The sequence below is a fragment of the Croceicoccus sp. Ery15 genome, from assembly GCF_020985305.1.
Lineage (GTDB): Bacteria > Pseudomonadota > Alphaproteobacteria > Sphingomonadales > Sphingomonadaceae > Croceicoccus.
In genome coordinates this window covers 3,023,672-3,047,687 of sequence record NZ_CP087588.1, presented here as the reverse complement: position 1 = coordinate 3,047,687, position 24,016 = coordinate 3,023,672, and the positions used below count along the sequence as shown (strand labels likewise).

Below are 24,016 nucleotides of genomic sequence, written 5' to 3'. Positions count from 1 at the left end.
CGCCCCTTAAAAATCGCTTGTCCGACTTCTAAAATCGGAAACCACATCTTTATCATCGAACTTTATTATAAGCGTCATCGTGCGACTTGTGGATGAGAAGCCAGATGCAGAGGAGCCTGCTCCGACCAAGAGAATCGTCCAAAAACTCCCTGACGAACTCGATTGGGAAACCTGCGCATGCCGTTGGTAGCTCCAAACCTCTTGCCCGCTTGCATCGCGTGTCGTCACGTTCGGGGCGCCAAAAACCTCAAGAACTTCCGTCTTGGTGGTCTGCCCTACTGCCAGATTCATTTGCACATTGCCCTGCGTGAGCGCACTGTTGCGATTGTCGACTGGTGCTGGCGTAGCTGCGCACGCGTTTAGGGTTAGCAGCCCAACGGCTGCCAAAATAACCTTGGCTTTCATGTTTACCCTCCAGCCGTCCCCCTGACGGCAATCGCCAACTTGTCCTGCAAGAACTGTAAGTCAAGATAGCAACTGACTAATTCCCGATTTGAGACTACGGCCTACTCACACCCAATCCCGTCATTATCACGGTCGAGGTGTCGGCCATAACCCGGTTTTCCCCGCCGGACAGGCGCAGCACCAGCCGCACGTGCCGCAGCACAGTTCGGGTACGCACTCCCAGCGCTTAATCGGCTTACAGGAGCGGGCGAACTGCTTTGGCCACTGGGAGCTCTATGGCAGTGCCGTCCTCCGTTTTTACGATCGTTGTGACAGCCGTCCGAAGCCAGTCCACCAGGATGGGCGAAGGCGACACCAGAGACAGGTGGAACCGAAAGCAGCGTCAACGCCGCCAGTGCCAATCCCAAACTTCTCATCGTTCACCCTCGCCGTTTCCTGTGCCTGCCTCCTAGCGTTGATTTCCAACAAACTGGTCAGCAAAACTGCTTAACTTCCGACAAACACCGGATCAGCTTACGCCGTGCGATCGGTAGCTCCCGTCAGTCAACTTTTCCCAATGATGCCGATCGGCGCTTGGACCGCAGCCTGCGCTCAGCGTGAGGCCGACATGTTTCGGATCAAAATTTAGGCTCGTCAGCGTTTTAACGATCGTGCTTCCGTCGTTGTGACCTCCAGCTATGCAGGCGTGGATCAAGACGACTGCGCGGTCATGCTTGTTGCTGGTTGATCCAACCTCGGCGTCGAGCGCGCGAAGACCGGCGATGAATTCAGGCGTTACATCATTCATTGATTTCTCACTTTCAAAAAAAAAAAGATGCAGAAGATGGACCGGACTCGAGCTCCCGCGAAGGAAACCCGAGCCCGGTAAGTGGTTAGATCGTCTGCGGCTGGTCACCGCGTAGCTTAGCTGCCCCCGCTTCTACGGCGGCAAGCAACGTATCGTCGGCAAGGTGGCTGTAGCGCATGGTGGACTGGTGATCGGCGTGACCAAGCACCTTTCCGACCGCGAACAGGTTGATTCCTGCGTTGATCATGAAAGAGGCGGCAGAATGCCTCAGGTCATGCAGCCGAAGGTCGGGCATTCCCGCTTCCCTGCGCACCCAGTCCCAAGCTGTCTTCAGACCGACGAACGGCTTGCGAGTTTTCGGGTTGGGAACGAGGTAAGGACACTTTTCAAAGCGAGGCAGCCCCTCGATCACCTCGATCGCCGCTTTTGACAGCGGAACATACCTTGGCTTGCCGGTCTTGCTGTCTGGTATCAGCCAAGACTGCCTTTCGACATCGACGTGCTGCCACTCTGCCGTCAGCAGTTCGTTGCGCCTTGCCCCCGTCAGCAACAGCAAGGCAATAATGTTTCGCAGCTGCGGGTTCTTCGATCGACCCGCTGCGGCCAAAAGCTTATCGGCCTCATCCGAAGACAGAAACCGTTCCCGCTTGTTGTTGAAGCGCTTGCGGGGGACTGCCTTGACCGGATTGCGCTCGCAGCCCGGTATGTTCCACTTCAGGCCGAGTTCGAACGATCGGCTGAACAGGACGCGAAGCTTTTCGACTGTGGCAGGAGCGAGGGTTTGCCCCTTCTCCGCCAGCCACTGGCTGATGGCTTGCGGTTTGATTTCGTCCAGCCGCAGCTTACCCCAACGCGGGATAATGTGACGGCGCATATACATTTCGGTCGTTCCGTAACTGCGTTGGTAGGTTTCGGCGTCGGCGAGGTGCTGCTTCGCCAAGTCGCCATACAGCGGAATGGCTTTGTGCTTTGCCTTCTTGGCGGCTGGATCTTCGCCCAGCACTACCTCCGATCGCAGCGTTCTGGCCTTCTTCCGGGCCTGATCGAAGGTGATGTCGGTGTAGCCGCCGATTTTGTGCTGCTTTTGGCGGTTAGAAGCATCAAGGTAACGCAGGTAGTACGTCTTTCCGCCATTCGGGCGGACTTCCAGTACAAAGCCGGTTGTCTGTGTGTCGTAATAGTCTACCCGCTTCTTGGTCGGTGGACAGGTGGCGATCGCGCAAAACGCGGCATCAAGCTTATGCTTGGGCATGGTATGATTTCCTTGTGAGATTGGGTTTGACGCCCAGCCGCTGACAGCCCCGGAGAGGCACAGCTGGCGGGCGCGGATGGGGTGGGTATCGGGCAGCACGAAACGGTCCACAGTCGCCAACTCTGGGCCACGGTGGGGCAGGCTGCGCACGAGAGCAGGGTGGGGTTTCGTCGGCGGAAACATGCTCGGACGAAATGGGGGCAGACGCTTGCCCACCCCCTGCCGCCTAATCAGTACTCGTCCTCCGGCGCGATTGGCTTTGCGGCTGGCGGCGCTTCCTTTACCGGTAGAGCGGGTGAAGCCGGTGACTCGGGAAGCGAAGTTTGGACGCCTCCCTCTACGACGATCACTCGCCAAGCCGTCCGTTCTGAATTTTCGACCCGCTGCAACATAAATCCGCCTAGGCCGTAAACTCATAAACTGACTTGCGCGGCGCGGGCGCGGTTGATTCAAGGCTTCGGGAAGGAGCTTTGGATGACGCGTCGTAGATTTGAACTGACCGATGATGAGTGGCTGGTGATCGAGCCGTTGTTGCCGAACAAGCCTCGCGGGGTTCCGCGTGTGGATGACCGGCGGGTCATCGACGGGATATTGTGGCGCTTTCGCACGGGCAGTCCTTGGGCTGATATTCCCGAGCGCTATGGCCCACATACCACCTGCTACAACCGTTTCGTGCGCTGGCGCAAAGCCGGTGTGTGGGACCGCCTTCTCGAAGCGGTGAGCCAAGCCTTCGACGGCGAGTTGGTCATGATCGACAGTTCTTCCATCCGGGTCCACCAGCACGGTGCGACCCTAAAAAGGGGGACCCAAATCGCTGCATGGGACGTTCCCGGGGCGGTTTGACAACCAAGATCCATGCCCTGGTTGATGGTCGCGGCCTGCCGATCCAACTGCATCTGTCCGAAGGCCAGGCGAGCGATTGCCGTGAGGCCGAGAGGCTGCTGGCCGCCGTGCCGAACGCCACCACCTTTCTCGCCGATAAGGCTTATGACAGCGATGCCATTCGCAGTCAGATCACCGCGCAGGGTGGCTTCGCCAACATCCCAGTCAAGCGCAATCGTCGCAAAGGCTTCGCGTTCAGCAGCTTCCTGTATCGCTACCGTAATCTGGTCGAGCGTTTCTTCGGGAAACTCAAAAACGCCAGAGGCTTGGCCACCAGATACGACAAACGAAGCGATAACTTCCTCGCTGCCATCAAGCTCTTCTGCACACGCCTATGGATCGCCGCTAATGAGTCTACGCCCTAGCACTACTTTGGCAGATTTTTTGGTGTCGGGTCAGATATGCAGCGACCGCAGTGCGGGCATGGCCGATCCGGTGGCTTGGAGAAGCGGTCAATGATGGCCTGTCTGATCGCTGGTAAGCTCGGCTGTGGAGGCGGACCGGCAGTCCTTTTTTTCCCCCTTGGCCTGCTTGAGGCGCTGGGTCTGCAAGAAGGCCAGGGCGATCATGGACATCAGCGCGTGTCGGTGCAGCCCCTTCCATGATCTACCCTCGAAGTGATCGAGGCCGAGTTCTTCCTTGAGTTGCTGATGCCCCTGCTCACAGACCCAGCGGGCCTTGATGGCGCCGGCAAGCTGCCTGATTGGCGTGCTGGCAGGCAGGTTGGAGAGGTAGTATTTGCGCTCGCCAGTCGAGCGATGCTCCCCGACCAACCACACCTCCTCGCCGGGCAGATGTTGCGCACCCATGTCCCGGATGCGCTGGGGCGGACCATCGGCGACACGCACGCGAACGGCAGCGAACCGCGCCGAGAGTGGCCCTTTGGTACCGCGCCGCCAACTCACCTTGCGCCACCTTGCCATCTCCAGCATTGCCTTGGCGGATATCGATTTCGCGTCGGGGATGGCGTTCTTGCGAGGGCGACCTCTTCCAGCGATCGGGAAGATCATCCCAACATCGGCGGGGTAGACCTTCTGTCTGAAAGGTATGCCCACCGCCCATGCAAGCCCGCGCTCACTCAGCCCCTGTCGGAACGGTGCGGACATGCCATAGCCCGCATCCGCCAGGACACAGCCGAAACGAACACCCGCAGCGCCGACCCGATCGATCTCAGCGAGCGCGATCTCGGGCTTGGTCCTGTAGGGGCAGCAATCGAGAGGAACTCCAGTCCGTTCCAGGCGGGCCACGTCTCCGGTCCAGCTCTCGGGCAGGAACAGGCGCAGGCCGACCATGATGGGGACTTCGCCAGATGCCAGCGTCACCGACACCAGCGTCTGGCAGTTGGCATTCTTGCCCAGTGCCGACGCATATTGCGGCGCCACGCCGACGGAATGGCGCCCCTTCTTGGGCAGCGCCGTGTCGTCGATGATCAGCCAGGCCTTCTCGCCGCCTACCTGCCGGTCGGCCTCGGCGAGCAGAGCTGCCTCCAGCGGTGCTTCGTCCCACACGCCGCTGGCGATGAAATGATGCAGCCGATCGTAGCTGACATCATCTGTCCGGGCGGCCATCGGCTGTATGCTTTTGCGATCCCCCGGGCCGATCAGTCCCGCGATATACGCCGGACACATCCGGCCACGCGTCTTGTGTCGCAACGCCGCTACAAACGGTGCCAACCACTCGTCCAGTTCGCCACGCCAATCCGTATCCATCGCCAGCCCCTTCGAAAAGCTGGCTCCCTATGAATCACTGGAATCCCACCTTGGGAATCCCAAAAATCAGATTTCTGCCAAAGTAGTGCTAGGATGCGGTCACGATTGCGCTTGAAGTAATGACCAAGGCGGGAACGGTTGATCTCGCCACGTTCGACAACGGGCAACTCTAAGAGCGCGTCGTGTACGTAAGTGCCATGGCCGTCCTGCAAAAGGCGTCGGACCGACATCGGCTTGTCACCAAATTTCTGATGCCATTCCTGCAAGAGGCGCAATAGGTTATCAGCATCGACGTCACTGCGCATTTGCTCCAGCAATGCAAATGCAGGATCGGGCAACCCCAGCCAGATCAAGGGGTGACGACAATGATCAGCCCACGCCCCTCCGTAGCTGGCAATGGACGGAACGCTCGCTCTCGGGCGTCCGGCGGCTTCCCATGCAGCAACGATGGTTAGGGCGGCACTTACATAACGTTCACGATCGACTTTGATGGCCGCCACCGGATTGCCTTTGTACGTAAGCGTTCCGGGGGCTTCCGATTTCGCGTTCAGGTTGATCGTCAGGACGCGTCTCGCAAGGTCTCGCAATGGCCCTACGTTGTTTCCTGAACCGAGAACGAGCGTCGACGTGCTTACGGTCGCCACCTTACTGACACCAAGCACCCGGTCGGTCATCGAGGAAGACGTGAGCATGCGATTTATCGCACCATGGGGGAGCCAATCCGTGTCCATATCGTCAAACTCGATCACGGCAGGTGCAGACATCAGCAGTGACAGAATGACCTTGGTCGCTTCCTCCGACGTTCGTGGATAGCTGACCCGTGAAGACCCCGCTGGACCGGCGAACAGCGAAATCACTTCCGATAGATAGGATTTGCCTGAACCCGAACTTGGCGCAGTGACATGGAACGCAGGTGCAAGATCGAGAGATGGGCGAACCGTGGCCGTCAGGATCGCGCACAACGCTGCCGCCCGGTCGTGGTCCGTTGCGAAATGAAATTCCCCGATCAAGTCCTGCAACAAGGTTAGAGCTTCACGCGCTGCCTGCTCTGTTGGTTCCGGGAAACTGAACAGGTCTGGATTGAAGGTGCCCAAGCGCTGCGAATCTGGATCATATCCGGATTTCGTCACAAGCTTGCCAGTCTTGGGGTCGAAGTACGGTTGCCGCGCCACGCCCTGCAGCACGGGCAGGTGGCTGTATGTGTCCGACTTATAAAGAAGGCCGACGTGGCGAGGTTGCGGATCGCACCGCACCCAACTTTTGCTTCGGCCGTCGAACTTCTCCCAGTCACAAACGGACGAAAGTGCCAATGTCAACGCGGAGTCACCGATCGGGACAATTCTAGCGTCGCCAGTCTTGTGATCTAGTGAGACGCCGACAATCAGCCCGCCCGCCTGATAGAGATCGCCGCGTTGGGCCAACAGCCGTTCGGATACATCCTGAATCGCGGGCATTTCACCGGGACACAACCGGATCAGCGCACGGTTTCTCGCCTGCGATTCCCTAAGGTCCATGGCATCAAGGACCTGCCTGATTCGGTATTTGTCTTTGTGCGAATGCTGACAACAAAAGCCTCCGATCGGGTAACCGTCGCTCGGTTCGAAATACGCTGCCCCAGTGTCCAAGCTGTCCGTATGCTCTTCGACCCATGGACAGGTGACTTCATGTCGGCCGTCGCCAATCGCCTTCTTATAAAGGCCCCGCTCCTTAAACGCGGCGAGAACTGGGTTTGCTTCCGATGCAGGGGTAAAGACTCCCCCGCTGGTTTCACGGCCCTTCATCTGCCTAGGTGATTTGACGGATGGAACTGCTTTGCTTGCCGTGTTGGTTGAAACCGGGGCAAGCAGGTTTCCAATGGCTTCTGCCGAATAGCAGCGCGTTGGATTCCATGTGTGCAATTTGCATGCGAACGGTTTGTCATCGACCGACCGGTATTTCGGCTTACCGTTAATGCCGTTGGGAAGCCGCGCCCAACGGACCATGCCGAGCGCCCCTTTGTCGGTCATTCCTGCGGCGGCAATCCGCTGCTGTAATTGCTCTACCGCCTTGGCATCGGTCATTGGCGGGCTGATTTTGAAGCCGATCTGGAAATTGCCGGGGCTGGTCTCAAGTTCCCATGTCGGTTCAATTTTTCCAAGGCTTTTGCGATCAACCTTTGTGCCGACGTCGTCCAGCACGAGTGCATGATAAGCCGCAGCCCGGTCTTTTCTCGCTGCGATCCCTCCGTCGGTCGCGTTCAAGCTGGCGCAGTTGAAATAGTTGTTGCGGTTGTTGGGACAGGCCTTCCCCACCTGTTCTCCTGCCATTGGGTGCCAACCACCTTGCTGAGGATCACCTTCCTTGGACGCCACTGCGATTGTCGCGTCTTTGGGCACTGTTCCAAATATTTCCGCAAGGAAGTCCGCGTTCGTGGGGGTAGAGGCGGTAAAGGGGGTGGCTGTGGCGTCTCCCCCTTCACCCCCTTTTCCAGCTTTCGCCGCCCCCGGTACGGAAATTGCGGCTGGGTCGATTCGGTGTGACGTATCGGTTTGAGAACGACTCATCGGTCTGCCCCCTCCCCGTCCACTGGCTGCTCGCCCTGAAGGGCATCCCGTTCAAATTGTGTGAGTTTGTCTAGATGGTCGATAATTTGGTGCCAGGTCACGGCAATCTTTAGACCCAGCGATGTGATGCGATTCATGTTTCATTTCATCGTTATGCCGGTCGCCCCCCGGCGTTAGATAACGAGCCTCTCGCGGGCGAAGCGAAAGGTCGAACCTTCCACGACCGACTATCTGTGTTGGGGGCATAATCAGCCCTCGACGCAAGTGTGGCGTGTTCGATTCGAACGACGCCCCCTGTGCACTTGCTGTGAGGACTTCCGCGGCGGTGGTCAGCGAACTGCCTATTGCCGGGCAAACCTTGAGATAGGTGTTGTGCCTAGAGGATCAAGAGCAGCTTCGGCAAAAAAGGTGCTGCAGAGATTCCACGCTCCGGCACGTGAACGCCGGAACGGGAATTGTCCTACTTGTCGCGTGCAATCAGCCCAGTGGCGATAATGCCTCCCAAGATGATTAAGCCTGCGAGGGGATGGGCTTGCGCCATACCGAGCAGGGTAAGCCCCAGCGCCAAGGCGAAGGTTTCTGCTGGCCGGGTGATCAACTGGAATAGGAACATGATTAGCAGGACAACAGCGCCAAGAACGATGGCGGCCTTGAAGGCCGCGATCAGTACGAACCCCATGGCAAGGTAACCTAGAACGCGCATTGCAGCGCCTCCCTGCACATCGCAGCAAAAGCGCTTTCGCCGTGTTTGATTAGAAGGATGTAGGCGAACCCATCATTACCGACTGGCTCTATAATCTCATACCAGCCGCCCAGATCGTTCAGCCACGCCCAGTATGGGTGAAACTCGCTGTCGTCATAACGCGTCCCATCGATGGGATGGTACAAGGGTGACCAACCGATCGCTTGTTCAACTTCAGCATCGGAATCTTCGGCTTCGATCACAACGATGTGCGTCAGGTCGGCAAGGCCCTGTGCCTCCATGTGCTGCAATCGCGCTGCAAGGATTTTCGCAAGTTCGGCAGAAAGCGGCTGGAGCAAGGCGGCTTCAATGGCCGCAGCATTGGGTAAGGAAAGCATGGGTGTATTCCTTCCATAAAAAAAGCGCCCGTAAGGCGCTGTATGGGTTTGCAATTGGAGAACCGGTCAGCAGGGAAGTCACCGGCACAAAGCTTATTCAGCCATCATGGCCGGGATCGAAGTTTTCACGTTCTGTGAGGGCTTGCTGACAGGCAGACAGCAGCAAAGCGTCGGTGCCCTCGCCCGTCTCGGCCAGCAAGACCAAGCCGAAGCCATCGTCAGACAGGATGAATACCACTTCAATCCATCTGCTGTGCCGAAATGCCAGTTCCACCGGCATGATAAAGGTGTCGCTCTCGACCAGCCGCCGCCCGTAGGCTGCTTCAGTGTCGGCCAGCGTTTCGCCGCCTTCGACAATCAGGAATTCGGCCAGGTCTTCGAACGGAAAGTCGTAGTAGGCGGCAAGCCGTTCCTGATGTTCTGACAGGATTTTGGTCAGTTCGGGCTCAAGCTGCGTGTCGAGAACGCGCGCCATCGCCTCCGCCGTGCGGATATAGTGCATGGGGTTTTCCTTTTGCTGGAATCAAAAAAGCCCGCGGAAATTATCCGAGGGCTTAGTGGGTGCAGGTGGCGGCAGAACTACCGCGCCGTGATTGTGTGGTCGCTAGTCTCTTATACCGCTCAATCGATGGTTGAGCATGCATATGCGATGCCCGTAGCTAATGTTGTCCCAATCTAGCGTCGCGATCGAACGCGGCGGCAGGTTAATAGCGCATTTGAATGAAGGTGATGCGAACGTCAGCAATACGATACCGATCAAGATCACGATCGGGATCCTGACCTTCTTGCGGTGCTCCGGATACAGATAATGGAGAATGCCGAGCACGATTATGCCGACGATAAGGATCGTGGTCATGGCGTAATTCCTGATTTTGGTCGAGGGTGCATGGTGGAAAGCGAAAAAGCTCAACCCAATGGGGCCGGACCGTATTGGTTGTCGCCTTCGGTACCGGGGAGCATCATCATGACATACACAACCAAGAGGCCAAAATATGGAATGAGGTTCAGCAGCGCCAAAAGACCGCTCTTATCCATGTCGTGAAACCGGCGAACCTGAAGGGCTAGAACCGGAACAATCGACCCTAGAAGTACGATAATGAACATAAGCATGAAAAACGCGCTGCTGGCAGTCACCCCCTCATATCCCCAGTCGCTCGACCCCGCTCCACTGGCCGTGATCATCAGCGCGATGATCAGCGGAATATGGAAACTCCAGAATTCCCTTCGTCCAGAGCGCCCTTTGAAGTCGGCATAGCGCTTTAGCGGTAAAAGCGCCCACTCGATCAAGTCTTCAGGTTTCGGCGCTTCAGAAGGACTCGCAACAGTAGGTTTACTTGTCGTTGCCCTGGTCTGACCGCTGAGGATTTCGGATTTCGCCTTTTCGAAGTCGGCTTCGGTGATGATGCCTTCGGTCTTCATCTTATGAAGTCGCTCGATGCTGGCGAGCGCATTATCATCAATCATATGCTGTCCTTTCCATTTTGAGATGTCCCGGCCCGATGGGCGCAGGCGAACAGACAGCAAAAAGCTGACCCCCTAACTTGCTGATCGCGCATGGATCTCGCCCCCCTGTTGCAGAGCGATTGTTGGCTTCAACCTTCCAGCCGCCCCTATGTACCTCTCGGAGCGACGGCCGAAGCCGGATGTTGGAAACCCGTCACTAGGATCAGGCGCACACACCTTTACCGTTACCGGCTGGACATACGTGTATGCCACCCGGCCCCGATAATCGGTGCCGAGTTCCTAGTGATTTGAGGTTTCCACGCCCCACCTTCCGGCTTTCACGGAAGGCGAGACAAGCTTTGCCGCCAGTTCAGTGGGATCGCAATAGGGCTCTCACGTGCGCCTGCTGCCTGTTCATATAAGATGGCTGGCTTTGCGCATTCAGAAGATGCAGCATATCGCTGTGCCGAGAGGACGCATTCGGCGATTGTTGATCCCAATGCCGACTTGATAAAGGGGAGCGCACTATGTCTGAGGTACTATTTACAGGCTTATTTCTGGGAGACGAGCGTGATGGCGGAGTCACGGCAGATCTGGTGCGTCCGCTTCTCGTTTCCGGCGAAGAAATATTAATAGCAACAAAGGGACTGAGAGACGGCGCTGTCTTCACGAACAAGCGAATCGTGATCGTAAATCGGCAGGGAATCACCGGGAAAAAAATAGAATTTGCTTCGCTGCCTTTGCGGTCAATAACGGCTTTCTCGATCGAAAATTCGGGCACGTTCGATCTTGATGCTGAATTGAAAGTCTATGGGTCAGGCTGGGGACGAGCGGAAATGCAGTTCACAAAAGGTTTCGATATAAAGAAGCTTGCAGACTATCTCGGTCAGGTCTTGTAACTCACATGATCGTCTTCGCTCTTGCTGCGGCACTCTCCACAGCTTCCCCATGCGCGGGATTCTATTCTTATTTACCGACCGACCGAGACGCTGAAGTCGCATTTTCGGTTGAAGTTCAGCCCACAGCGCTTTCTATTCTCTACCTCGACTATGGTCGTGTTTTTGCCGAACGCCAGAACCGGCCCGATGGCGTAATTCAAATCTTTGACCCCGGCCCAGGAGGAGTAAACTATTGGCTTGCATGCGGAGATCGAGACGCATTCCTCATAGTAGATCACGACGCTTATCACCCAACAACTCGCATCTACCGCTTGGTACGCACTCAGGGCGACATATGGGCGGAAGCCGCTAAACGAGGCTGGCAAACCGGGGACTGATTTCGTTGCGGTATAGTGTGGGTGAGCCTTACTTCCTGCTCACACCCACTTTCAGACGCCACCCAGCCTGAACCCACGGCGAGGCTCGTTCGCCAGCAACCGCCGACGCACTAAGGCGTATCATGCTTTGGGAAGGATGGTGCCGCTTACAGGACTCGAACCTGTGGCCCCCGCATTACGAATGCGATGCTCTACCAACTGAGCTAAAGCGGCCCAAACCCATGCTGTTCCTTGCGCCCGTTACCCGCAAGTTCTGCGGGCGGCAAGGCGTAAAGATGCCGTGCGCATAATGGAGGCCCGAGCCGGAATCGAACCGGCGTATACGGATTTGCAGTCCGCTGCGTCACCACTCCGCCATCGGGCCCCTGTATGCGCAAGGGCATGTGGTGTGAGGAAAGCGCCCCTAGCGCCCTTCTGCCCGCATGACAATCATGCAAATCGGGCAGAAGGGCAAAAAGGATCGGGCAAAGATCAATCTAGCCCGTCGTATTCACCAAACCGGTCCTAAAGGGTTAGCGGGAGTGGCCTAAGCCTCTGATCTGAATTAGGAACTGGGTGTCTAAGCCGAACCTGCCGCAGGGCAGAAAATGCCACAGGTCACCCCCGCATGAACAACGATATCGCAAGCGCATTTGGATTCCCAGCAGTCGGCCGCAAGAAAGTCACAGCCGCTTTCGACGGCGGCCGGCTTACCTCGGATGGCGGCGTGTTGCTGCTGGCACAGGCCGAACGAGCGATGGGGATCTGCCAGCGGCTTGCAGCCTGCATTTCCGATCCGCGTGACCCGGGCAGAGTGGTGCATCACCTCGACGATATCCTGCGCGCCCGCATCTTTGCGATCAGCTGTGGCTATGAGGACGCCGATGATCTCGACGCTCTGCGCGACGATCCGGGCTTCCGCCTGGCGCTGGGCAAGCTGCCGGGATCGGGCGTGGGGCTTGCGAGCCAACCGACCATGAGCCGGTGGGAAAATGCGCCGACTACGCGCGAGTTGGCCAGGATGATGGCCGCGATGATCGACATCTACTGCGCCAGCTATCCCGCCGCGCCGGCGGCGGTGACGCTGGATATCGATGACACCTGTGATGTCGTGCACGGCTATCAGCAACTCTCGTTCTGGAACGGTCATCACGGGGAGCGCTGCTTCCTGCCGATTCATGTCTACGACACCGCCACCGGTCGGCCGGTGGCAATGCTGCTGCGCGCCGGCAAGACACCGTCGGGCGCCGAGGCTGCCGGACACATTCGGCGCCTGGTGCGCCATCTTCGGCGGCACTGGCCCGATACCCACATCACCATCCGCGGCGACGGGCACTATGGGCGGCCCGAGGTCATGACGTTGTGCGAGGCGACCGGCGTCGATTACGTATTTGGTCTGCCGACCAACGCCGTGCTGCGTGCCCATCCCGAAATCGTCGTTGCCGCCGATGCCTGTGCGGTCAAACGCGCTCAGCGCCAGTACCCGGTCCTGCGCACCTATGCCGAGACCCGCTACGGGGCCAAAAGCTGGAAGTGCCAGCGCCGCGTCGTCGCCCGGATCGAGGCCAGTACGATGGGCATGGACATCCGCTATGTCGTCACCTCGCTGACCGAAGGCTCGGCCGAGCACATCTACGACACGCTGTACTGCGCCCGCGGTCAGGCCGAGAACCTGATCAAGCGCCACAAGAGCCAGCTCGCCAGCGATCGCACCTCGTGCCGCTCGGCGGGCGCCAACCAGATGCGCCTCATCCTGCACACCGCCGCATACTGGCTCCTGTGGCGAATCCAGCAGGAAATCCCAAGAGCCACCGCACTCGCCACCGCCGAGTTCGCCACGCTGCGCCTGCGCCTGCTCAAGGTCGCTGCCCGCGTCATCGAAACCGCCACGCGTATCCGCGTCGCCTTCGCTTCGGCTTGCCCGGATGCCGGTGTGTTCAAGGCCATCACCACCAGTCTGCGACCAGCGCCCACATAGCAAGAGCGGCGGTGCCGCCGAACCCCTGAGCCCCAGTCCATCAACCTCGAAAAGCCCATTGCTCCTGCCGCGGTGAAAAACGCCGGTGGAGGCGTGCGCCTTGATCAATCAGGCACCGCCACATCGCCGTCCGAACAACACGAAGCGGTAGCCTCATGAATAGGACGGGCTAGACGTTCATGCCCATCGTGCGGAACCACCGTTTGATGTTGCGGGCGGCCTGACGCAGACGCTGTTCGTTTTCCACCATGGCGATGCGGACAAAACCCTCGCCCTGTTCGCCATAGCCGACGCCCGGTGCCACCGCGACTTCGGCATGGGTGAGCAATTGCTTGGAAAATTCCAGGCTGCCCATGTCTTTCAGCGCGGGCGGCAGCGGCGCCCATGCGAACATCGATGCAGGCGGCGGGGGAATCTCCCAGCCCGCGCGTCCGAACGCTTCGACCATTACGTCGCGCCGCGCCTGATACAGCTGGCGGTTCTTTTCGACAATGTCCTGCGGCCCGTTCAGTGCCGCGCAGGCCGCCGCTTGAATGGGCGTGAACGCGCCGTAATCCAGATAGCTTTTTACACGCGTCAGCGCGGCGATCAGTTCGCGGTTGCCCACGGCAAAACCCATGCGCCAGCCCGCCATGGAATAGGTTTTGGACATCGAGGTGAACTCGACCGCGACATCCTTGGCCCCCGGCACTTCGAGGATCGAGCGCGTGGGATTGCCGTCGTAATACAGCTCCGAATAGGCAAGGTCGGAGACGATATAGACATTGTTCTCCTTCGCCCATGCGACCAGCCGCTCGTAAAAGGCGAGATCGACCGTCTCTGCCGTGGGGTTCGAGGGATAGTTCACGATCAGCACGGTCGGGCGCGGCACGGTGTGGCGCATCGCGGATTCCAGCGCCTTCCAGTACCGTTCGTCCGGCGTGGTCGGCACTTCGCGAATGGTTGCGCCCGCGATGATGAATCCGAAAGTGTGGATCGGGTATGATGGGTTGGGAGCCAGCACCACGTCGCCCGGCGCGGTGATCGCGGTGGCAAGGCTGGCCAGCCCTTCCTTTGACCCCATGGTGACGACGATCTCACGCTCGGGATCGAGCTCTACGTTGAAGCGGTTGGCATAGTAATTCGCCTGTGCGCGGCGCAGCCCCGGAATGCCCTTGGACTGCGAATAGCCATGGGCATCGGGCTTGCGCGCGACTTCGCACAATTTGTCGATCACATGCGCGGGCGGCGGCAGATCGGGATTCCCCATGCCAAGATCGATGATGTCCTTGCCCGCTCGACGCGCCGCAGCCCGCATGTCGTTCACCTCTGCGATGACATAGGGGGGAAGGCGTTTGATGCGGTAAAAGTCCTGACTCATCTCTCTCTTGTCCATAGGCATTGATGCGCGGCTGAAAACTTCGGGCCCGCGCCGATGTTGCCCATGCTTGCAGAATATTCCCGCCGCAAGGCAATTCGCGCCGCGATGTTACGCAAAACCGATGATGCTGTTGCCATTTTGCTGCGCAAGCCGCATCAGTCTAAGCTATCGGCGACAGACACGCGCAACCCTCGGGAAGGATGCCATGGCCACGAAGCAGCGAAGCGGACCCAAGACGGGCAAACCGGCTGGCGGACCCAAGGCAGAGCGGCCCGGGCGCAAGCCGAAACCGGCTGCCGCCAAGGCAAAGCCCGAAGACGTCCGTCCCGAAGCCAGCCAGCCGAAAGCTGCCGCCGAAACGGCGACGCTGCCCCCGTCGCTGCTGGCGGGTCCGTTTGCGGATCTTATGGGGGGTCCGCTGCGCGACATGCTTGCACTGCAATCCGAAGCGGCGCAGCAGATGCTGGATGCGTTTCTGCCCGCGGGCGGCAGCGGTAAGACCGGTGCAGACACGGAAACAGGCGCATCACCCAAGGGTCAAGGCACAGATTGGAACGAAGTGACCGCCCGCCTGGTCGCCATGTGGCAGGATTTCGCGCAGCAGAACCCCGCCCTTGCCGCCAGCGGCATGGCCGATCCGGCGCGCTGGATGGATATGGCGGGCCAATGGATGGGGCAGTTCATGCCCGCCGACGGCGATGCGGGCAGCCAAATCTTCACCGATATTCTGGCATTATGGGAATCTGTGATCGGCCAGTTCATGCTGGCCACCGGCAAGGAAGGCGGACCAGCCGGGCTGCTCGGTCTGCCACGTTCGGACCGGCGCTTTGCCGATCCGCTGTGGCGCGACAATCCGGTGTTCGCAATGCTGCATCAGGCCTATCTGATGGCCGCCGAACAGATCATGGACGCCGCCGCCAAGGCCGAGGGGCTGCCCCCCGAGCGCAAGATGCAGCTGGCCTTTTTCACCCGCCTTTTGACCGAAGCGCTGAGCCCTGCGCATTTCCCGCTGACCAATCCCGTCGTGATCGAACGCACGCTGGAAACCGGCGGCGAGAATCTGGTGAAAGGGATGTCCCATTTCATCGCCGATCTTCAGGCGGGGCAGCTGACCCATACCGATAACAAGGCCTTTATCATCGGCGAGAACATCGCCGCGACCCCCGGCAAGGTCGTTTACGAATCGCAGCTGTTCCAGCTGATCCAGTATACGCCCGTCACCGACAAGGTGCTGGATGTGCCGCTGGTGATCTTTCCGCCATGGATAAACCGGTTCTACATCCTCGACCTCTCGCCAAAGAAAAGCTTTGTGAAATGGTGCCTGGATCACGGGATCAGCACGTTCATGGTCAGCTGGAAATCGGCCGATGCGTCGATGGCCGATGTCGGCTGGGAAGATTACGTCGCCGCGCAGGCCGAGGCGATCGACGTGGTGCGCGACCGGCTGACGGTGCCTGCGGTCCATACCATCGGCTATTGCGTGGCAGGCACCACGCTGGCGGCAACGCTCGCCATGCTGGCGCGGCGGGGCGAGGCGGAGAAGGTCGCGTCGGCCACGTTCTTTACCGCGCAGGTCGATTTTTCCGAAGCGGGCGAGCTGAAAGCCTTTATCGACGAGCAACAGATGGCCGCGGTCGACACATTGGCCAGCGAGGGTTTCCTTGACGGGCGCTATCTGTCGCTGACGTTCAACCTGCTGCGCAGCCCAGATCTGCTGTGGTCCTATGTGATCAACAACTATCTGCTGGGCGAGGATTACAAGCCTTTCGACCTGCTGTTCTGGAACGGGCACGGGACCAACCTTCCCGCGCGTTTCCATCGCGAGTATTTGCGGCAGCTCTATCACCAGAACCTGCTGGTCGTCCCCGATGCGATCACGCTGAACGGTACGCCCATCGATCTGCGAAAGGTGGAAACGCCTTGCTATATTCAGGCAGGGCGCGAGGATCATATCGCGCCGCCGCAAAGCGTGTGGAAGATGACCGGACAGTTTTCAGGACCGATGGAATTCATGCTGGCGGGATCGGGCCATATCGCAGGCGTGGTGAACCCGCCCGAGGCGAAGAAATATCAATATTGGACGCTGCCGGAAACCGGACCGCAAACTGGCAACAAGAAAAGTAAGGCCGGATCCGCCCGCGCATTGCCAGCGACGCTCGATTCGTTTGTAGAGCAGGCAATAGAGAATCCGGGCAGTTGGTGGGACCACTGGCTGGGCTGGATTCGCGATCTTGACGACGGCGAAACAAATGCGACCGGCAAGCGCAAGCCCGGCGGACGCGGCGACAAGGTAATAGAGGATGCACCCGGCCGGTACGTAAGGGGCTGAAAAAGGCGCAGCTTTAATCGGTATCCGAATCATGTTTCGGATTTTATGCTGCAGCGCTGACGCCACTTTTTGTGCACTGCACAAAAACTTTTGACTTCAACGGTTCGCCGCCCTATTGTGCAGCGCAACATCGCTGGAAATGCGATGCATGCGCCGGGCCCGTCGCGGGCCAGCTTTTCCGGATCGGCGCAAGGGAGAACCCCCCCGGACCCGAAACGCAAAGGTGTTTGCTATGGCAGACGACAAGCAGGACAGTAACGCGGCCAAAGCCTATGAAGCAGCGGCCGGAAAGCTGGCGGACGAAACGGCCAAGAGCCCATCCGTAAAGGCAGAAGCCCCGAAGGCAGAGGCGAAAAATCCAGCGCCCGAAAAGGCAGGCGACAAAAAGGCGCCCGCCGCGACAAAGGCGGATAAAAAGGCAGCCGAGCCGGTAAAGGCACCCGAACCGGCGCCCGCCAAAGCGGAAGTGGCACCTGTGGCTCCCAAGCCGGTCGCCAAGAAGGCAGCGCCAAAGAAAGCGGCGGTGAAAAAGGCGGCGGTGAAAAAGGCGGCGCCGAAAAAGCCCGTCGCAAAGAAGCCTGCCGCCAGGAAACCGGTCGCAAAGAAGCCCGCACCCGTTGCGGCGAAACCCGCAACCAAACCAGTTTCTGGTCACAAGGAGGAGGCGCCGCTGGCCGCCAAGACCCCGGCCAATCCGGCTCCTGCAAAGCCGGCATCGTTTACCCCCGTTGCGCCAGCGAAAATAAAACAGTTCACCCAGGAGTTCGTAACAATGACCGATGCAGAAATGATGACCAAGTCGTTCCAGAATGCGATGTCGGAAATGACCGCCAAGTCGCAGGACGCCTATAAAAAGGGTAGCGAGATGTTCAAGGAAGCAGGCGAGTTCACCAAAGGCAATTTCGAAGCCATGGTCGAATCGAGCAAGATTTTCGCCGCCGGCATGCAGGAAATGGGCAAGGCCGCCGTTGCCGACAGCAAGGCCGAGTTCGAAGCGCTGACCGCCGAGGTCAAGGAAATGGCATCGGTGAAATCGCCGACCGATTTCTTCCAGCTGCAGAGCGCCCTGCTGCGCAAGAACTTTGACAAGGCCGTTGCCATGTCGTCGAAGAACACCGAAGCCATGCTGAAGCTGGCCAATGACGCGACGCAGCCGCTGTCGACGCGCGTCAGCCTTGCCATGGAAAAGATCAAGGCTGCCTGATCGCACGATCGGCAGCGCGCCCGAACGGGTGCGCGATACAGGAAAGGGCCGGATGCGCATTGCCGCATTCGGCCCTTTCCGTTTGATGCCGGTACGCGGCGGCCTTGCGGGGTGCACTTGTAGGTCTCTCTTGCATGGCCCTCTTGTATGGCGGGCCCGCGATACGATATTCTGGGACGTGATGATGGCTTTCCGATCCGATTCCCCTGCCCCTTTCGACCCCGCATCGCGGCTGGCCAGCGATGCGCGCGGGCCCGCACCTGTTTGCGGCGATGAAGGGGACGGCAATGAAGGTGACGACGATAGCGGAACCGGCGACGGTGCCGGACAGGTCGGCATCGCCACGCGCACTCGCGCCAAGCCGAAGAAGCCCAGCCAGTTCAAAGTATTGATGCTGAACGACGATTACACGCCGATGGAATTCGTCGTCATGGTGCTGAAACGCTATTTCCGGATGGATATGGAGCAGGCGACCCGCGTGATGCTGCATGTGCATCAGCGCGGCGTGGGCGTGTGCGGCGTGTTCCCGTATGAAATTGCCGAGACCAAGGTGAACCAGGTGATGGATTTCGCCCGCGCGAATCAGCATCCGTTGCAATGCACGCTGGAAAAGGATTGATCGCACCGGTCGCGTCTGGGGCGTGACCTTCCGGCCCGATGCTATTATGGCGGGCGCAATGTCTGCCCGATCATAGTCATCCGAAAGCCCGACCGGACTTGTTCAAGAACTTCATCACCGACGTCGACCGCTATATCTTCAAGCTCGTGCTGATGCCGATGCTGGGGACTCTGGCGCTTGCGGCCTCGCTGCTGGTTCTCGACAAGATGCTCCGCCTGTTCGAGGTGGTTGCCGACGAAGGCGGCCCGATCGGCGTGATATTCCGCATGCTGGCGAACCTGCTGCCCGAATATATGAGCCTTGCGATACCGCTGGGCCTGATGCTGGGCATATTGTTCGCATTCCGCAAGCTGGCAACCAGTTCAGAGCTGGATGTGATGCGCGCGGTCGGGCTGGGCTATACGCGACTGCTGCGCGTGCCGTTCATCATCACGTTCGCGCTGGTCGGGCTCAATTTCCTGCTCGTCTATTTCGTGCAGCCGGTGGCGCGTTACGATTATTCGCGCCTGTCGTTCGAACTGCAATCGGGCGCTCTGGGTGCATCGATCAAGGTGGGCGAATTTACCACGCTGGAGGATCGCACCGCGCTTCGGATCGAGGAAAGCCGCGATAACGGGCGCGAATTGGGCGGCATTTTCGCCCGCGTGACGCAGCCCGATGGCGATATGCTGTCGATTTCGGCACGGCAGGGACAATTCCTTGCGAACGAGGAAGAGCCCAACACGATCATCCTGCGCCTGACCGACGGCACCATCGTACAGGATCAGGCATCGATCCCCACACCCCGCGTGCTCAGTTTCGCCAGCTATGACCTGCCCATCGATCTCCCCGAAATCGAACGCTTTCGCACGCGCGGCGGGGCGGAGCGGGAGTATATATTGCCCGAACTGCTGCATTTCGGCTGGAACAGCGACGTGTCGGAAGAAGTGCGCAACCAGACGCTTGCCAGCCTGAATTTCCGGCTGGTCGAGGTGGTGATGATGCTGCTTCTGCCCTTCCTCGCGGTATCGCTGGCGATCCCGCCCAAACGGTCGAGCTCGACCTTGGGCGTGTTCGTTTCGATCGTGATGGTGGTCGCCTATCACAAGGTGAACCAATATGGCGAAGACGTCGCCGCGCTGGGGCTGGTCAGCCCGATCATCTCGCTATGGGTGCCCTTTGTGCTGTTCGCCGCGCTGATCATGTGGATGTACTGGCGCGTCGCCTATGTCCCCGGCGGTCAGGCGATCGGCTGGCTGGAAAAAGGCGCTGCCGTGTTGGCAAAGAAGCTGACCGTGATTTTCCGCCTGCTGCGTTTCACCGGCAACCGCGAACTGGCCGCCCGCGCCAAAGCGGCCCACGATGCGGAGCAATCGCGTGCGGCTTGATTTCTTTCCGTCAAAGCGGCTGACGGTCTATCTGGCCAAGATGTTCGCGGTGCGCATTTTCGCGGTGCTCGCCATGCTGGTTCTGGTGCTGCAAATGCTCGACCTTTTGGGCACCAGCGGCGATATTCTGGCCGCCCCGGGCAACGGGCAGGGCGAATTATGGACCTATGTCACCCTGCGCGTGCCGCAGCTGATTGCGCGCTTCCTGCCCTATTCGGTGCTGCTCGCAACGATCATCACGCTGGCGACATTGAACCAGAACAGCGAAGTGATCGCGATGAAGGCCGCAGGGCTTTCGGCGCATCAGATCCTTGCCCCGCTGGTGGCGACGGCGGCCATCGTGTCGGTCGGCAGTTTCGTTTTCAACGAACGCGTGGTGACGCGCGCCACCGCCACATTGTCGGCATGGGAAGATGCCGAATATGGCGCGATCCCGGCGGGGGAGAAGACGCGCAGCAATATCTATCTGGCCGAGGGCGATGCCATTCTGGCCGCGCGATCGGCAGTGGGGACGGGCGATGCGATGCAGCTGATCGGGGTGACATGGTATCGCCGCGACCCGCAACTGATGCTGTCCGAACAATGGCGCGCCGATCGCGCCACCTATGCCAATCCGGGCTGGCGTCTGGAAAATCCGGTCCGGTTCAATATCGCCACTGCCAAGCAGGAAAAATACGCCTCTGCCGTTGTGGCAGAGGGGATTACCCCGCGTGAAATCGCGATCAGCAAGGTCGATGCGCAGTCCGAAAACCTGATCGACCTGACCGAATCCATCGATGCACTGGAAGCGGCGGGACGGCGGACGCAGGAAATCCGCGGCGAATGGTGGCACAAGATTTCGGGCCCGCTGTCGGCATTGCTGATGCCATTGCTGGGCGCAGTGGCGGCATTCGGGTTGGCGCGGTCGGGGCAATTATTCGTGCGCGCCGTTACCGGCATGGGGCTGGGTTTCGCCTATTTCGTGGTCGATAATGCGGCCATCGCCATCGGTAATTTCGGCGGATATCCGCCGTTTCTGGCGGCCTGGGCGCCGTTCCTGCTGTTCGCGCTGATCGGCGAAACCGTGCTGCTCAAGACCGAGGAATAGGAACGCTTTTCGGCTTTTCGCGGAACCATCTGGCGATTGGGGCGTCTTTGCCACAATTGCGCCTTATTTGATGGAGACGCTGCAATGAAGAAGATCGTACTGCCCGCCCTCGCCTCGATTGCCGTGATCGGCCTGTCGGCTTGTAACGAGCCCGCCGATACCGTCGTGGTCGAGGATGAGACCATGGAAGAACCCGCGATGACCGAGCCTGTCGCCACCGACGCCATGGGCGAAGTGGAAGGCGACAGCGTGGTGATCGACACCGACGGCATGGACGCCACCGTTACCGATGGCGACACCACCACCACCGTCGATATCGACGAAGATCCGTCGGTGGCGGTCGAAACCGAATAATCCGGTTCACGGCATTACCGAAGGGCCGCGCGGGCAACCGTGCGGCCCTTTGTCGTGGTTCGCGGCAATCAGGGGTTTGCGGCAATCAGGCGCTGACATGCCAGTCAGTTGATATTCAGCCGTTGCATCTTAGTTACGCCGCGCGGCTCTTGCACAGTCACCCTGCCTGCCCTTGCTGGCCAGCGCGGTGCCGACTGTGCTAAGGGCCGCGCGTTCCGGGACGATTGCGGGTCAAACCCGCCTGTCCGCTACAAAGCATTTAGACATGGCAAACAGCAACACCGCCACTCCGACCGCCAAGGCAAACGGGGACGGCACCGAAAAGCTCCCCTTCTGGAAAAGGTCCCATTATCTGGACCGCATGACGCTGCGTCAGCTGATCGTCGCCTATTTCCAGCATTACACGATCGTCGCCTATCTGGGCCTGACGGCGCTGTGCGTGGTCGCTTTCGCGCTCTATCCCACCACGCCGCTGCGCGCGCTGGCGGCATTCGCGGTGGCGCTGGTTGTCTATCCGCTGGTGTGGCACCTGCTGCACCAATATGTGCTGCACGGTCAGTGGATGTACAAGATCAAGCCGCTGGCCAGCACGTGGAAGCGTATCCATTACGATCACCACCAAGACCCGAACCATCTGGAAGTGCTGTTCGGCGCGCTGCACACCACCGTGCCCACGATCTTCCTTGCGACCGCACCCATCGGCTATACCATCGGCGGGATCGGGGGCGCGGCGGCTGCGTTCGCGGGCGGGCTGCTGACGACCTGCTATTACGAATTCATGCATTGCATCCAGCATCTGGCCTTCAAGCCGAAGTGGAAATGGGTGCAGCATATGAAGCAGCGCCACGTCGAACATCATTATTTCGACGAGGACGGGAATTACGGCATCACGAATTATTTCTGGGACCGCGTTCTCGGCACCTATTACGAAAAGAAGGACCGGCCCAAGCGTTCGGCCACAGTCTTCAACCTCGGCTATGACGAGGCGGTGGCCGCGAAATGGCCCTATGTGAAGGATCTGTCGGGCGGCATCGCGTCGGGCCATCCGCGTCGCCGGGTCAAGGGCAAGGAGGGTTTCGACCCGAACGCCTCCAAGAACACCATCGGCTGAGGGCTGCCATTACAATGGGTGAGATCACCGTCGCGCCGGTGGCAGACAAGGCCGGTCGCAAGCAATTCACCGATCTCGCCTACAGGCTGAACGCAGACGATCCGAACTGGGTGCCGCCGCTGCGATCCGAAGCGGCGGAGCTGGTCGATCCGGCGAAGAACCCGTTTTTCCAGCATGCCGATGTGCAGCTGTTTCTGGCCCGCCGCGACGGCCGCGTCGTGGGGCGTATTTCCGCCCATATCGACCGGCTGGCGCTCGAAATGCCGGTGGAGCAGGGCTTTGGCCCCGGCTGCGGCCAGTGGGGCCTGCTGGAGGCGGAGGACGAATCGGTCTGTCACGCGCTGATCGCCGCGGCAGAACAATGGTTGCGCGATCAGGGCATGACCCGCGTGCTGGCGCCGATTTCGCTGTCGATCTGGGAAGAACCCGGCCTGCTGACATTGGGCCACGATCATCCGCCCATGGTGATGATGGGCCATGACAAGCCGCAATATCAGCCATGGATCGAGGCGCTGGGATATGAAGCGGCCAAGATGTTGCGCACCTTCGACCTCGACGTGCGGGTCGAATATCCCAAGCTGATCCAACGCATCATCGCCTCGGGCGAAAAGAACGACAAGATCCGCATTCGCAAGGTCGACAAAAGCCGGTTCGACGAGGAAGCGGCACTGATCCTCGACATCCTCAACGATGCATGGTCGGGCAATTGGGGTTTCGTGCCGATCACCGATGCAGAGGTCGCGCATACCGGCAAGAAGCTGAAGCCGCTGGTGTTCGAAGACCTGATCCGCGTAGCCGAGTACGAGGGCGAGCCGGTCGCCTTTATGATGACGCTGCCCGACCTGAACCGCCCGATCAAGGAGATTGGCGGAAAGCTGTTCCCGTTCGGCTGGATCAAGCTGCTGCGCTGGCTGCGCCATCCCTATCCCGCCGACATGCGCGTGCCGCTGATGGGGGTGCGCAGTCATTTGCAAAGCTCGCGCCTTGCCAGTCAGCTGGCCTTTATGATGATCGAATATATCCGCCGCGAGGCGGTGGTGAAATACGGATCGAAGCGGGGCGAGATCGGCTGGATCCTTGACGATAATCAAGGGATGAACGCCATTGCCGAGGCGATCGACGCCACGGTCAACCGCGAATATACGATCTATGGTAAGGCGCTGGTCGGCTGATCAGCCCGTCAGGCCGCCTGCTCGCGGCATTGCACGGGAACCTGCCTGCCCTTTTGCGCGTTGCTTTGGGGCGGCGATG

The 24,016-nt window shown here is 59.5% G+C and carries 24 protein-coding genes and 2 tRNA genes; 12 read left to right on the top strand and 14 right to left on the bottom strand.

The window, feature by feature from the left end; translation table 11 throughout:
* Positions 1-6: 6 nt before the first annotated feature.
* The 4 genes from LOZ77_RS14975 to LOZ77_RS14960 all read right to left on the bottom strand — a co-directional run bounded on the left by LOZ77_RS14975 (position 7) and on the right by LOZ77_RS14960 (position 2,444).
* Positions 7-405 carry a hypothetical protein gene (locus LOZ77_RS14975; RefSeq protein WP_230279786.1) on the bottom strand — a complete coding sequence of 133 codons (399 nt, stop codon included), beginning with the start codon at positions 403-405 and terminating at the stop codon, positions 7-9.
* A 101-nt stretch (positions 406-506) separates the two neighbouring features.
* Positions 507-821, bottom strand: coding sequence for an excalibur calcium-binding domain-containing protein (locus LOZ77_RS14970; protein WP_230279785.1), 315 nt, complete (start codon positions 819-821; stop codon positions 507-509).
* A 92-nt stretch (positions 822-913) separates the two neighbouring features.
* Positions 914-1,192: a hypothetical protein gene (locus tag LOZ77_RS14965; RefSeq protein WP_230279784.1), complete on the bottom strand. Its 279-nt coding sequence runs from the start codon at positions 1,190-1,192 to the stop codon at positions 914-916.
* An 85-nt stretch (positions 1,193-1,277) separates the two neighbouring features.
* Positions 1,278-2,444 (bottom strand): site-specific integrase, encoded by a 1,167-nt coding sequence (locus tag LOZ77_RS14960; protein ID WP_230279783.1) that lies wholly within the window; start codon positions 2,442-2,444, stop codon positions 1,278-1,280.
* Between the two features lie 474 nt (positions 2,445-2,918).
* Here LOZ77_RS14960 and LOZ77_RS14955 point away from each other — a divergent pair.
* A protein-coding gene (locus LOZ77_RS14955) for an IS5 family transposase (protein WP_156170621.1) occupies positions 2,919-3,691 on the top strand; the annotation gives its coding sequence in 2 pieces (ribosomal slippage) (positions 2,919-3,237 and positions 3,237-3,691; 774 coding nt in all).
* 87 nt (positions 3,692-3,778) lie between these two features.
* On the opposite strand, the gene LOZ77_RS14950 is transcribed toward LOZ77_RS14955, so the two are convergent.
* The 7 genes from LOZ77_RS14950 to LOZ77_RS14920 form a co-directional block, all read right to left on the bottom strand.
* A complete protein-coding gene (locus tag LOZ77_RS14950) occupies positions 3,779-5,035 on the bottom strand; it encodes an IS701 family transposase (protein ID WP_119592595.1) in 1,257 nt (418 codons plus the stop codon).
* A complete protein-coding gene (locus LOZ77_RS14945) occupies positions 4,984-7,578 on the bottom strand; it encodes a DNA-primase RepB domain-containing protein (RefSeq protein ID WP_230279782.1) in 2,595 nt (864 codons plus the stop codon). Before LOZ77_RS14945 ends, LOZ77_RS14950 begins: the two co-directional genes overlap by 52 nt.
* A gap of 460 nt (positions 7,579-8,038) precedes the next feature.
* Positions 8,039-8,257 carry a hypothetical protein gene (locus LOZ77_RS14940; protein ID WP_230279781.1) on the bottom strand — a complete coding sequence of 73 codons (219 nt, stop codon included), beginning with the start codon at positions 8,255-8,257 and terminating at the stop codon, positions 8,039-8,041.
* 11 nt (positions 8,258-8,268) lie between these two features.
* On the bottom strand, positions 8,269-8,658 hold the full coding sequence (locus LOZ77_RS14935; RefSeq protein WP_230279780.1) for a hypothetical protein: 390 nt from the start codon (positions 8,656-8,658) through the stop codon (positions 8,269-8,271).
* A gap of 97 nt (positions 8,659-8,755) precedes the next feature.
* A complete protein-coding gene (locus tag LOZ77_RS14930) occupies positions 8,756-9,160 on the bottom strand; it encodes a hypothetical protein (RefSeq protein WP_230279779.1) in 405 nt (134 codons plus the stop codon).
* Positions 9,161-9,262: 102 nt separating this feature from the next.
* Positions 9,263-9,514 carry a hypothetical protein gene (locus LOZ77_RS14925; RefSeq protein ID WP_230279778.1) on the bottom strand — a complete coding sequence of 84 codons (252 nt, stop codon included), beginning with the start codon at positions 9,512-9,514 and terminating at the stop codon, positions 9,263-9,265.
* A 50-nt stretch (positions 9,515-9,564) separates the two neighbouring features.
* Positions 9,565-10,122: a DUF805 domain-containing protein gene (locus LOZ77_RS14920; protein WP_230279777.1), complete on the bottom strand. Its 558-nt coding sequence runs from the start codon at positions 10,120-10,122 to the stop codon at positions 9,565-9,567.
* Between the two features lie 506 nt (positions 10,123-10,628).
* Between LOZ77_RS14920 and LOZ77_RS14915 the strand changes: the two genes are divergently transcribed.
* Both LOZ77_RS14915 and LOZ77_RS14910 read left to right on the top strand, forming a co-directional pair.
* Positions 10,629-11,000, top strand: coding sequence for a PH domain-containing protein (locus LOZ77_RS14915; protein ID WP_230279776.1), 372 nt, complete (start codon positions 10,629-10,631; stop codon positions 10,998-11,000).
* A gap of 5 nt (positions 11,001-11,005) precedes the next feature.
* A complete protein-coding gene (locus LOZ77_RS14910) occupies positions 11,006-11,377 on the top strand; it encodes a hypothetical protein (protein ID WP_230279775.1) in 372 nt (123 codons plus the stop codon).
* 137 nt (positions 11,378-11,514) lie between these two features.
* Here LOZ77_RS14910 and LOZ77_RS14905 read toward each other — a convergent pair.
* Together LOZ77_RS14905 and LOZ77_RS14900 are read right to left on the bottom strand one after the other, a co-directional pair.
* A tRNA-Thr gene (locus tag LOZ77_RS14905) sits at positions 11,515-11,590 on the bottom strand.
* 77 nt (positions 11,591-11,667) lie between these two features.
* A tRNA-Cys gene (locus tag LOZ77_RS14900) sits at positions 11,668-11,741 on the bottom strand.
* A gap of 243 nt (positions 11,742-11,984) precedes the next feature.
* On the opposite strand from LOZ77_RS14900, the gene LOZ77_RS14895 reads away from it, so the two are divergent.
* Complete coding sequence (locus LOZ77_RS14895) at positions 11,985-13,334, top strand: IS1380 family transposase (protein WP_230279774.1); 1,350 nt, start codon at positions 11,985-11,987, stop codon at positions 13,332-13,334.
* A 169-nt stretch (positions 13,335-13,503) separates the two neighbouring features.
* Here the strand turns inward: LOZ77_RS14895 and LOZ77_RS14890 are convergent, their stop codons facing one another.
* Positions 13,504-14,694, bottom strand: coding sequence for an LL-diaminopimelate aminotransferase (locus LOZ77_RS14890; protein ID WP_230279773.1), 1,191 nt, complete (start codon positions 14,692-14,694; stop codon positions 13,504-13,506).
* A gap of 427 nt (positions 14,695-15,121) precedes the next feature.
* Here LOZ77_RS14890 and LOZ77_RS14885 point away from each other — a divergent pair, with 427 nt between their 5' ends.
* From LOZ77_RS14885 to LOZ77_RS14845, 8 genes are all read left to right on the top strand, one after another.
* A complete protein-coding gene (locus tag LOZ77_RS14885) occupies positions 15,122-17,023 on the top strand; it encodes a PHA/PHB synthase family protein (RefSeq protein WP_370638085.1) in 1,902 nt (633 codons plus the stop codon).
* A gap of 232 nt (positions 17,024-17,255) precedes the next feature.
* Positions 17,256-18,227: a phasin family protein gene (locus LOZ77_RS17895; protein WP_304505994.1), complete on the top strand. Its 972-nt coding sequence runs from the start codon at positions 17,256-17,258 to the stop codon at positions 18,225-18,227.
* A gap of 184 nt (positions 18,228-18,411) precedes the next feature.
* Positions 18,412-18,846, top strand: coding sequence for an ATP-dependent Clp protease adapter ClpS (gene clpS / locus LOZ77_RS14870; RefSeq protein ID WP_230281893.1), 435 nt, complete (start codon positions 18,412-18,414; stop codon positions 18,844-18,846).
* 152 nt (positions 18,847-18,998) lie between these two features.
* Positions 18,999-20,213 (top strand): LptF/LptG family permease, encoded by a 1,215-nt coding sequence (locus LOZ77_RS14865; protein ID WP_230281892.1) that lies wholly within the window; start codon positions 18,999-19,001, stop codon positions 20,211-20,213.
* Positions 20,203-21,300 carry an LPS export ABC transporter permease LptG gene (gene lptG, locus LOZ77_RS14860; RefSeq protein ID WP_230279771.1) on the top strand — a complete coding sequence of 366 codons (1,098 nt, stop codon included), beginning with the start codon at positions 20,203-20,205 and terminating at the stop codon, positions 21,298-21,300. Before LOZ77_RS14865 ends, lptG begins: the two co-directional genes overlap by 11 nt.
* 84 nt (positions 21,301-21,384) lie before the next feature.
* Complete coding sequence (locus tag LOZ77_RS14855) at positions 21,385-21,654, top strand: hypothetical protein (RefSeq protein ID WP_230279770.1); 270 nt, start codon at positions 21,385-21,387, stop codon at positions 21,652-21,654.
* A gap of 265 nt (positions 21,655-21,919) precedes the next feature.
* A complete protein-coding gene (locus LOZ77_RS14850) occupies positions 21,920-22,765 on the top strand; it encodes a sterol desaturase family protein (RefSeq protein WP_230279769.1) in 846 nt (281 codons plus the stop codon).
* A 14-nt stretch (positions 22,766-22,779) separates the two neighbouring features.
* On the top strand, positions 22,780-23,937 hold the full coding sequence (locus LOZ77_RS14845; protein ID WP_230279768.1) for an N-acetyltransferase: 1,158 nt from the start codon (positions 22,780-22,782) through the stop codon (positions 23,935-23,937).
* Positions 23,938-24,016: the final 79 nt, after the last annotated feature.

Coding starts and splice junctions, on each gene's coding strand:
- LOZ77_RS14925 (WP_230279778.1), bottom strand. CDS start 9,514: ATGACCACGATCCTTATCGTCGGCATAATCGTGCTCGGCATTCTCCAT.
- LOZ77_RS14975 (WP_230279786.1), bottom strand. CDS start 405: ATGAAAGCCAAGGTTATTTTGGCAGCCGTTGGGCTGCTAACCCTAAAC.
- LOZ77_RS14930 (WP_230279779.1), bottom strand. CDS start 9,160: ATGCACTATATCCGCACGGCGGAGGCGATGGCGCGCGTTCTCGACACG.
- LOZ77_RS17895 (WP_304505994.1), top strand. CDS start 17,256: ATGGCAGACGACAAGCAGGACAGTAACGCGGCCAAAGCCTATGAAGCA.
- LOZ77_RS14920 (WP_230279777.1), bottom strand. CDS start 10,122: ATGATTGATGATAATGCGCTCGCCAGCATCGAGCGACTTCATAAGATG.
- LOZ77_RS14940 (WP_230279781.1), bottom strand. CDS start 8,257: ATGGGGTTCGTACTGATCGCGGCCTTCAAGGCCGCCATCGTTCTTGGC.
- LOZ77_RS14885 (WP_370638085.1), top strand. CDS start 15,122: ATGCTTGCACTGCAATCCGAAGCGGCGCAGCAGATGCTGGATGCGTTT.
- LOZ77_RS14845 (WP_230279768.1), top strand. CDS start 22,780: ATGGGTGAGATCACCGTCGCGCCGGTGGCAGACAAGGCCGGTCGCAAG.
- LOZ77_RS14865 (WP_230281892.1), top strand. CDS start 18,999: ATGCCGATGCTGGGGACTCTGGCGCTTGCGGCCTCGCTGCTGGTTCTC.
- clpS (WP_230281893.1), top strand. CDS start 18,412: ATGGCTTTCCGATCCGATTCCCCTGCCCCTTTCGACCCCGCATCGCGG.
- LOZ77_RS14910 (WP_230279775.1), top strand. CDS start 11,006: ATGATCGTCTTCGCTCTTGCTGCGGCACTCTCCACAGCTTCCCCATGC.
- LOZ77_RS14850 (WP_230279769.1), top strand. CDS start 21,920: ATGGCAAACAGCAACACCGCCACTCCGACCGCCAAGGCAAACGGGGAC.
- LOZ77_RS14945 (WP_230279782.1), bottom strand. CDS start 7,578: ATGAGTCGTTCTCAAACCGATACGTCACACCGAATCGACCCAGCCGCA.
- LOZ77_RS14935 (WP_230279780.1), bottom strand. CDS start 8,658: ATGCTTTCCTTACCCAATGCTGCGGCCATTGAAGCCGCCTTGCTCCAG.
- LOZ77_RS14895 (WP_230279774.1), top strand. CDS start 11,985: ATGAACAACGATATCGCAAGCGCATTTGGATTCCCAGCAGTCGGCCGC.
- LOZ77_RS14855 (WP_230279770.1), top strand. CDS start 21,385: ATGAAGAAGATCGTACTGCCCGCCCTCGCCTCGATTGCCGTGATCGGC.
- LOZ77_RS14965 (WP_230279784.1), bottom strand. CDS start 1,192: ATGAATGATGTAACGCCTGAATTCATCGCCGGTCTTCGCGCGCTCGAC.
- LOZ77_RS14915 (WP_230279776.1), top strand. CDS start 10,629: ATGTCTGAGGTACTATTTACAGGCTTATTTCTGGGAGACGAGCGTGAT.
- LOZ77_RS14950 (WP_119592595.1), bottom strand. CDS start 5,035: ATGGATACGGATTGGCGTGGCGAACTGGACGAGTGGTTGGCACCGTTT.
- LOZ77_RS14890 (WP_230279773.1), bottom strand. CDS start 14,694: ATGAGTCAGGACTTTTACCGCATCAAACGCCTTCCCCCCTATGTCATC.
- LOZ77_RS14970 (WP_230279785.1), bottom strand. CDS start 821: ATGAGAAGTTTGGGATTGGCACTGGCGGCGTTGACGCTGCTTTCGGTT.
- LOZ77_RS14960 (WP_230279783.1), bottom strand. CDS start 2,444: ATGCCCAAGCATAAGCTTGATGCCGCGTTTTGCGCGATCGCCACCTGT.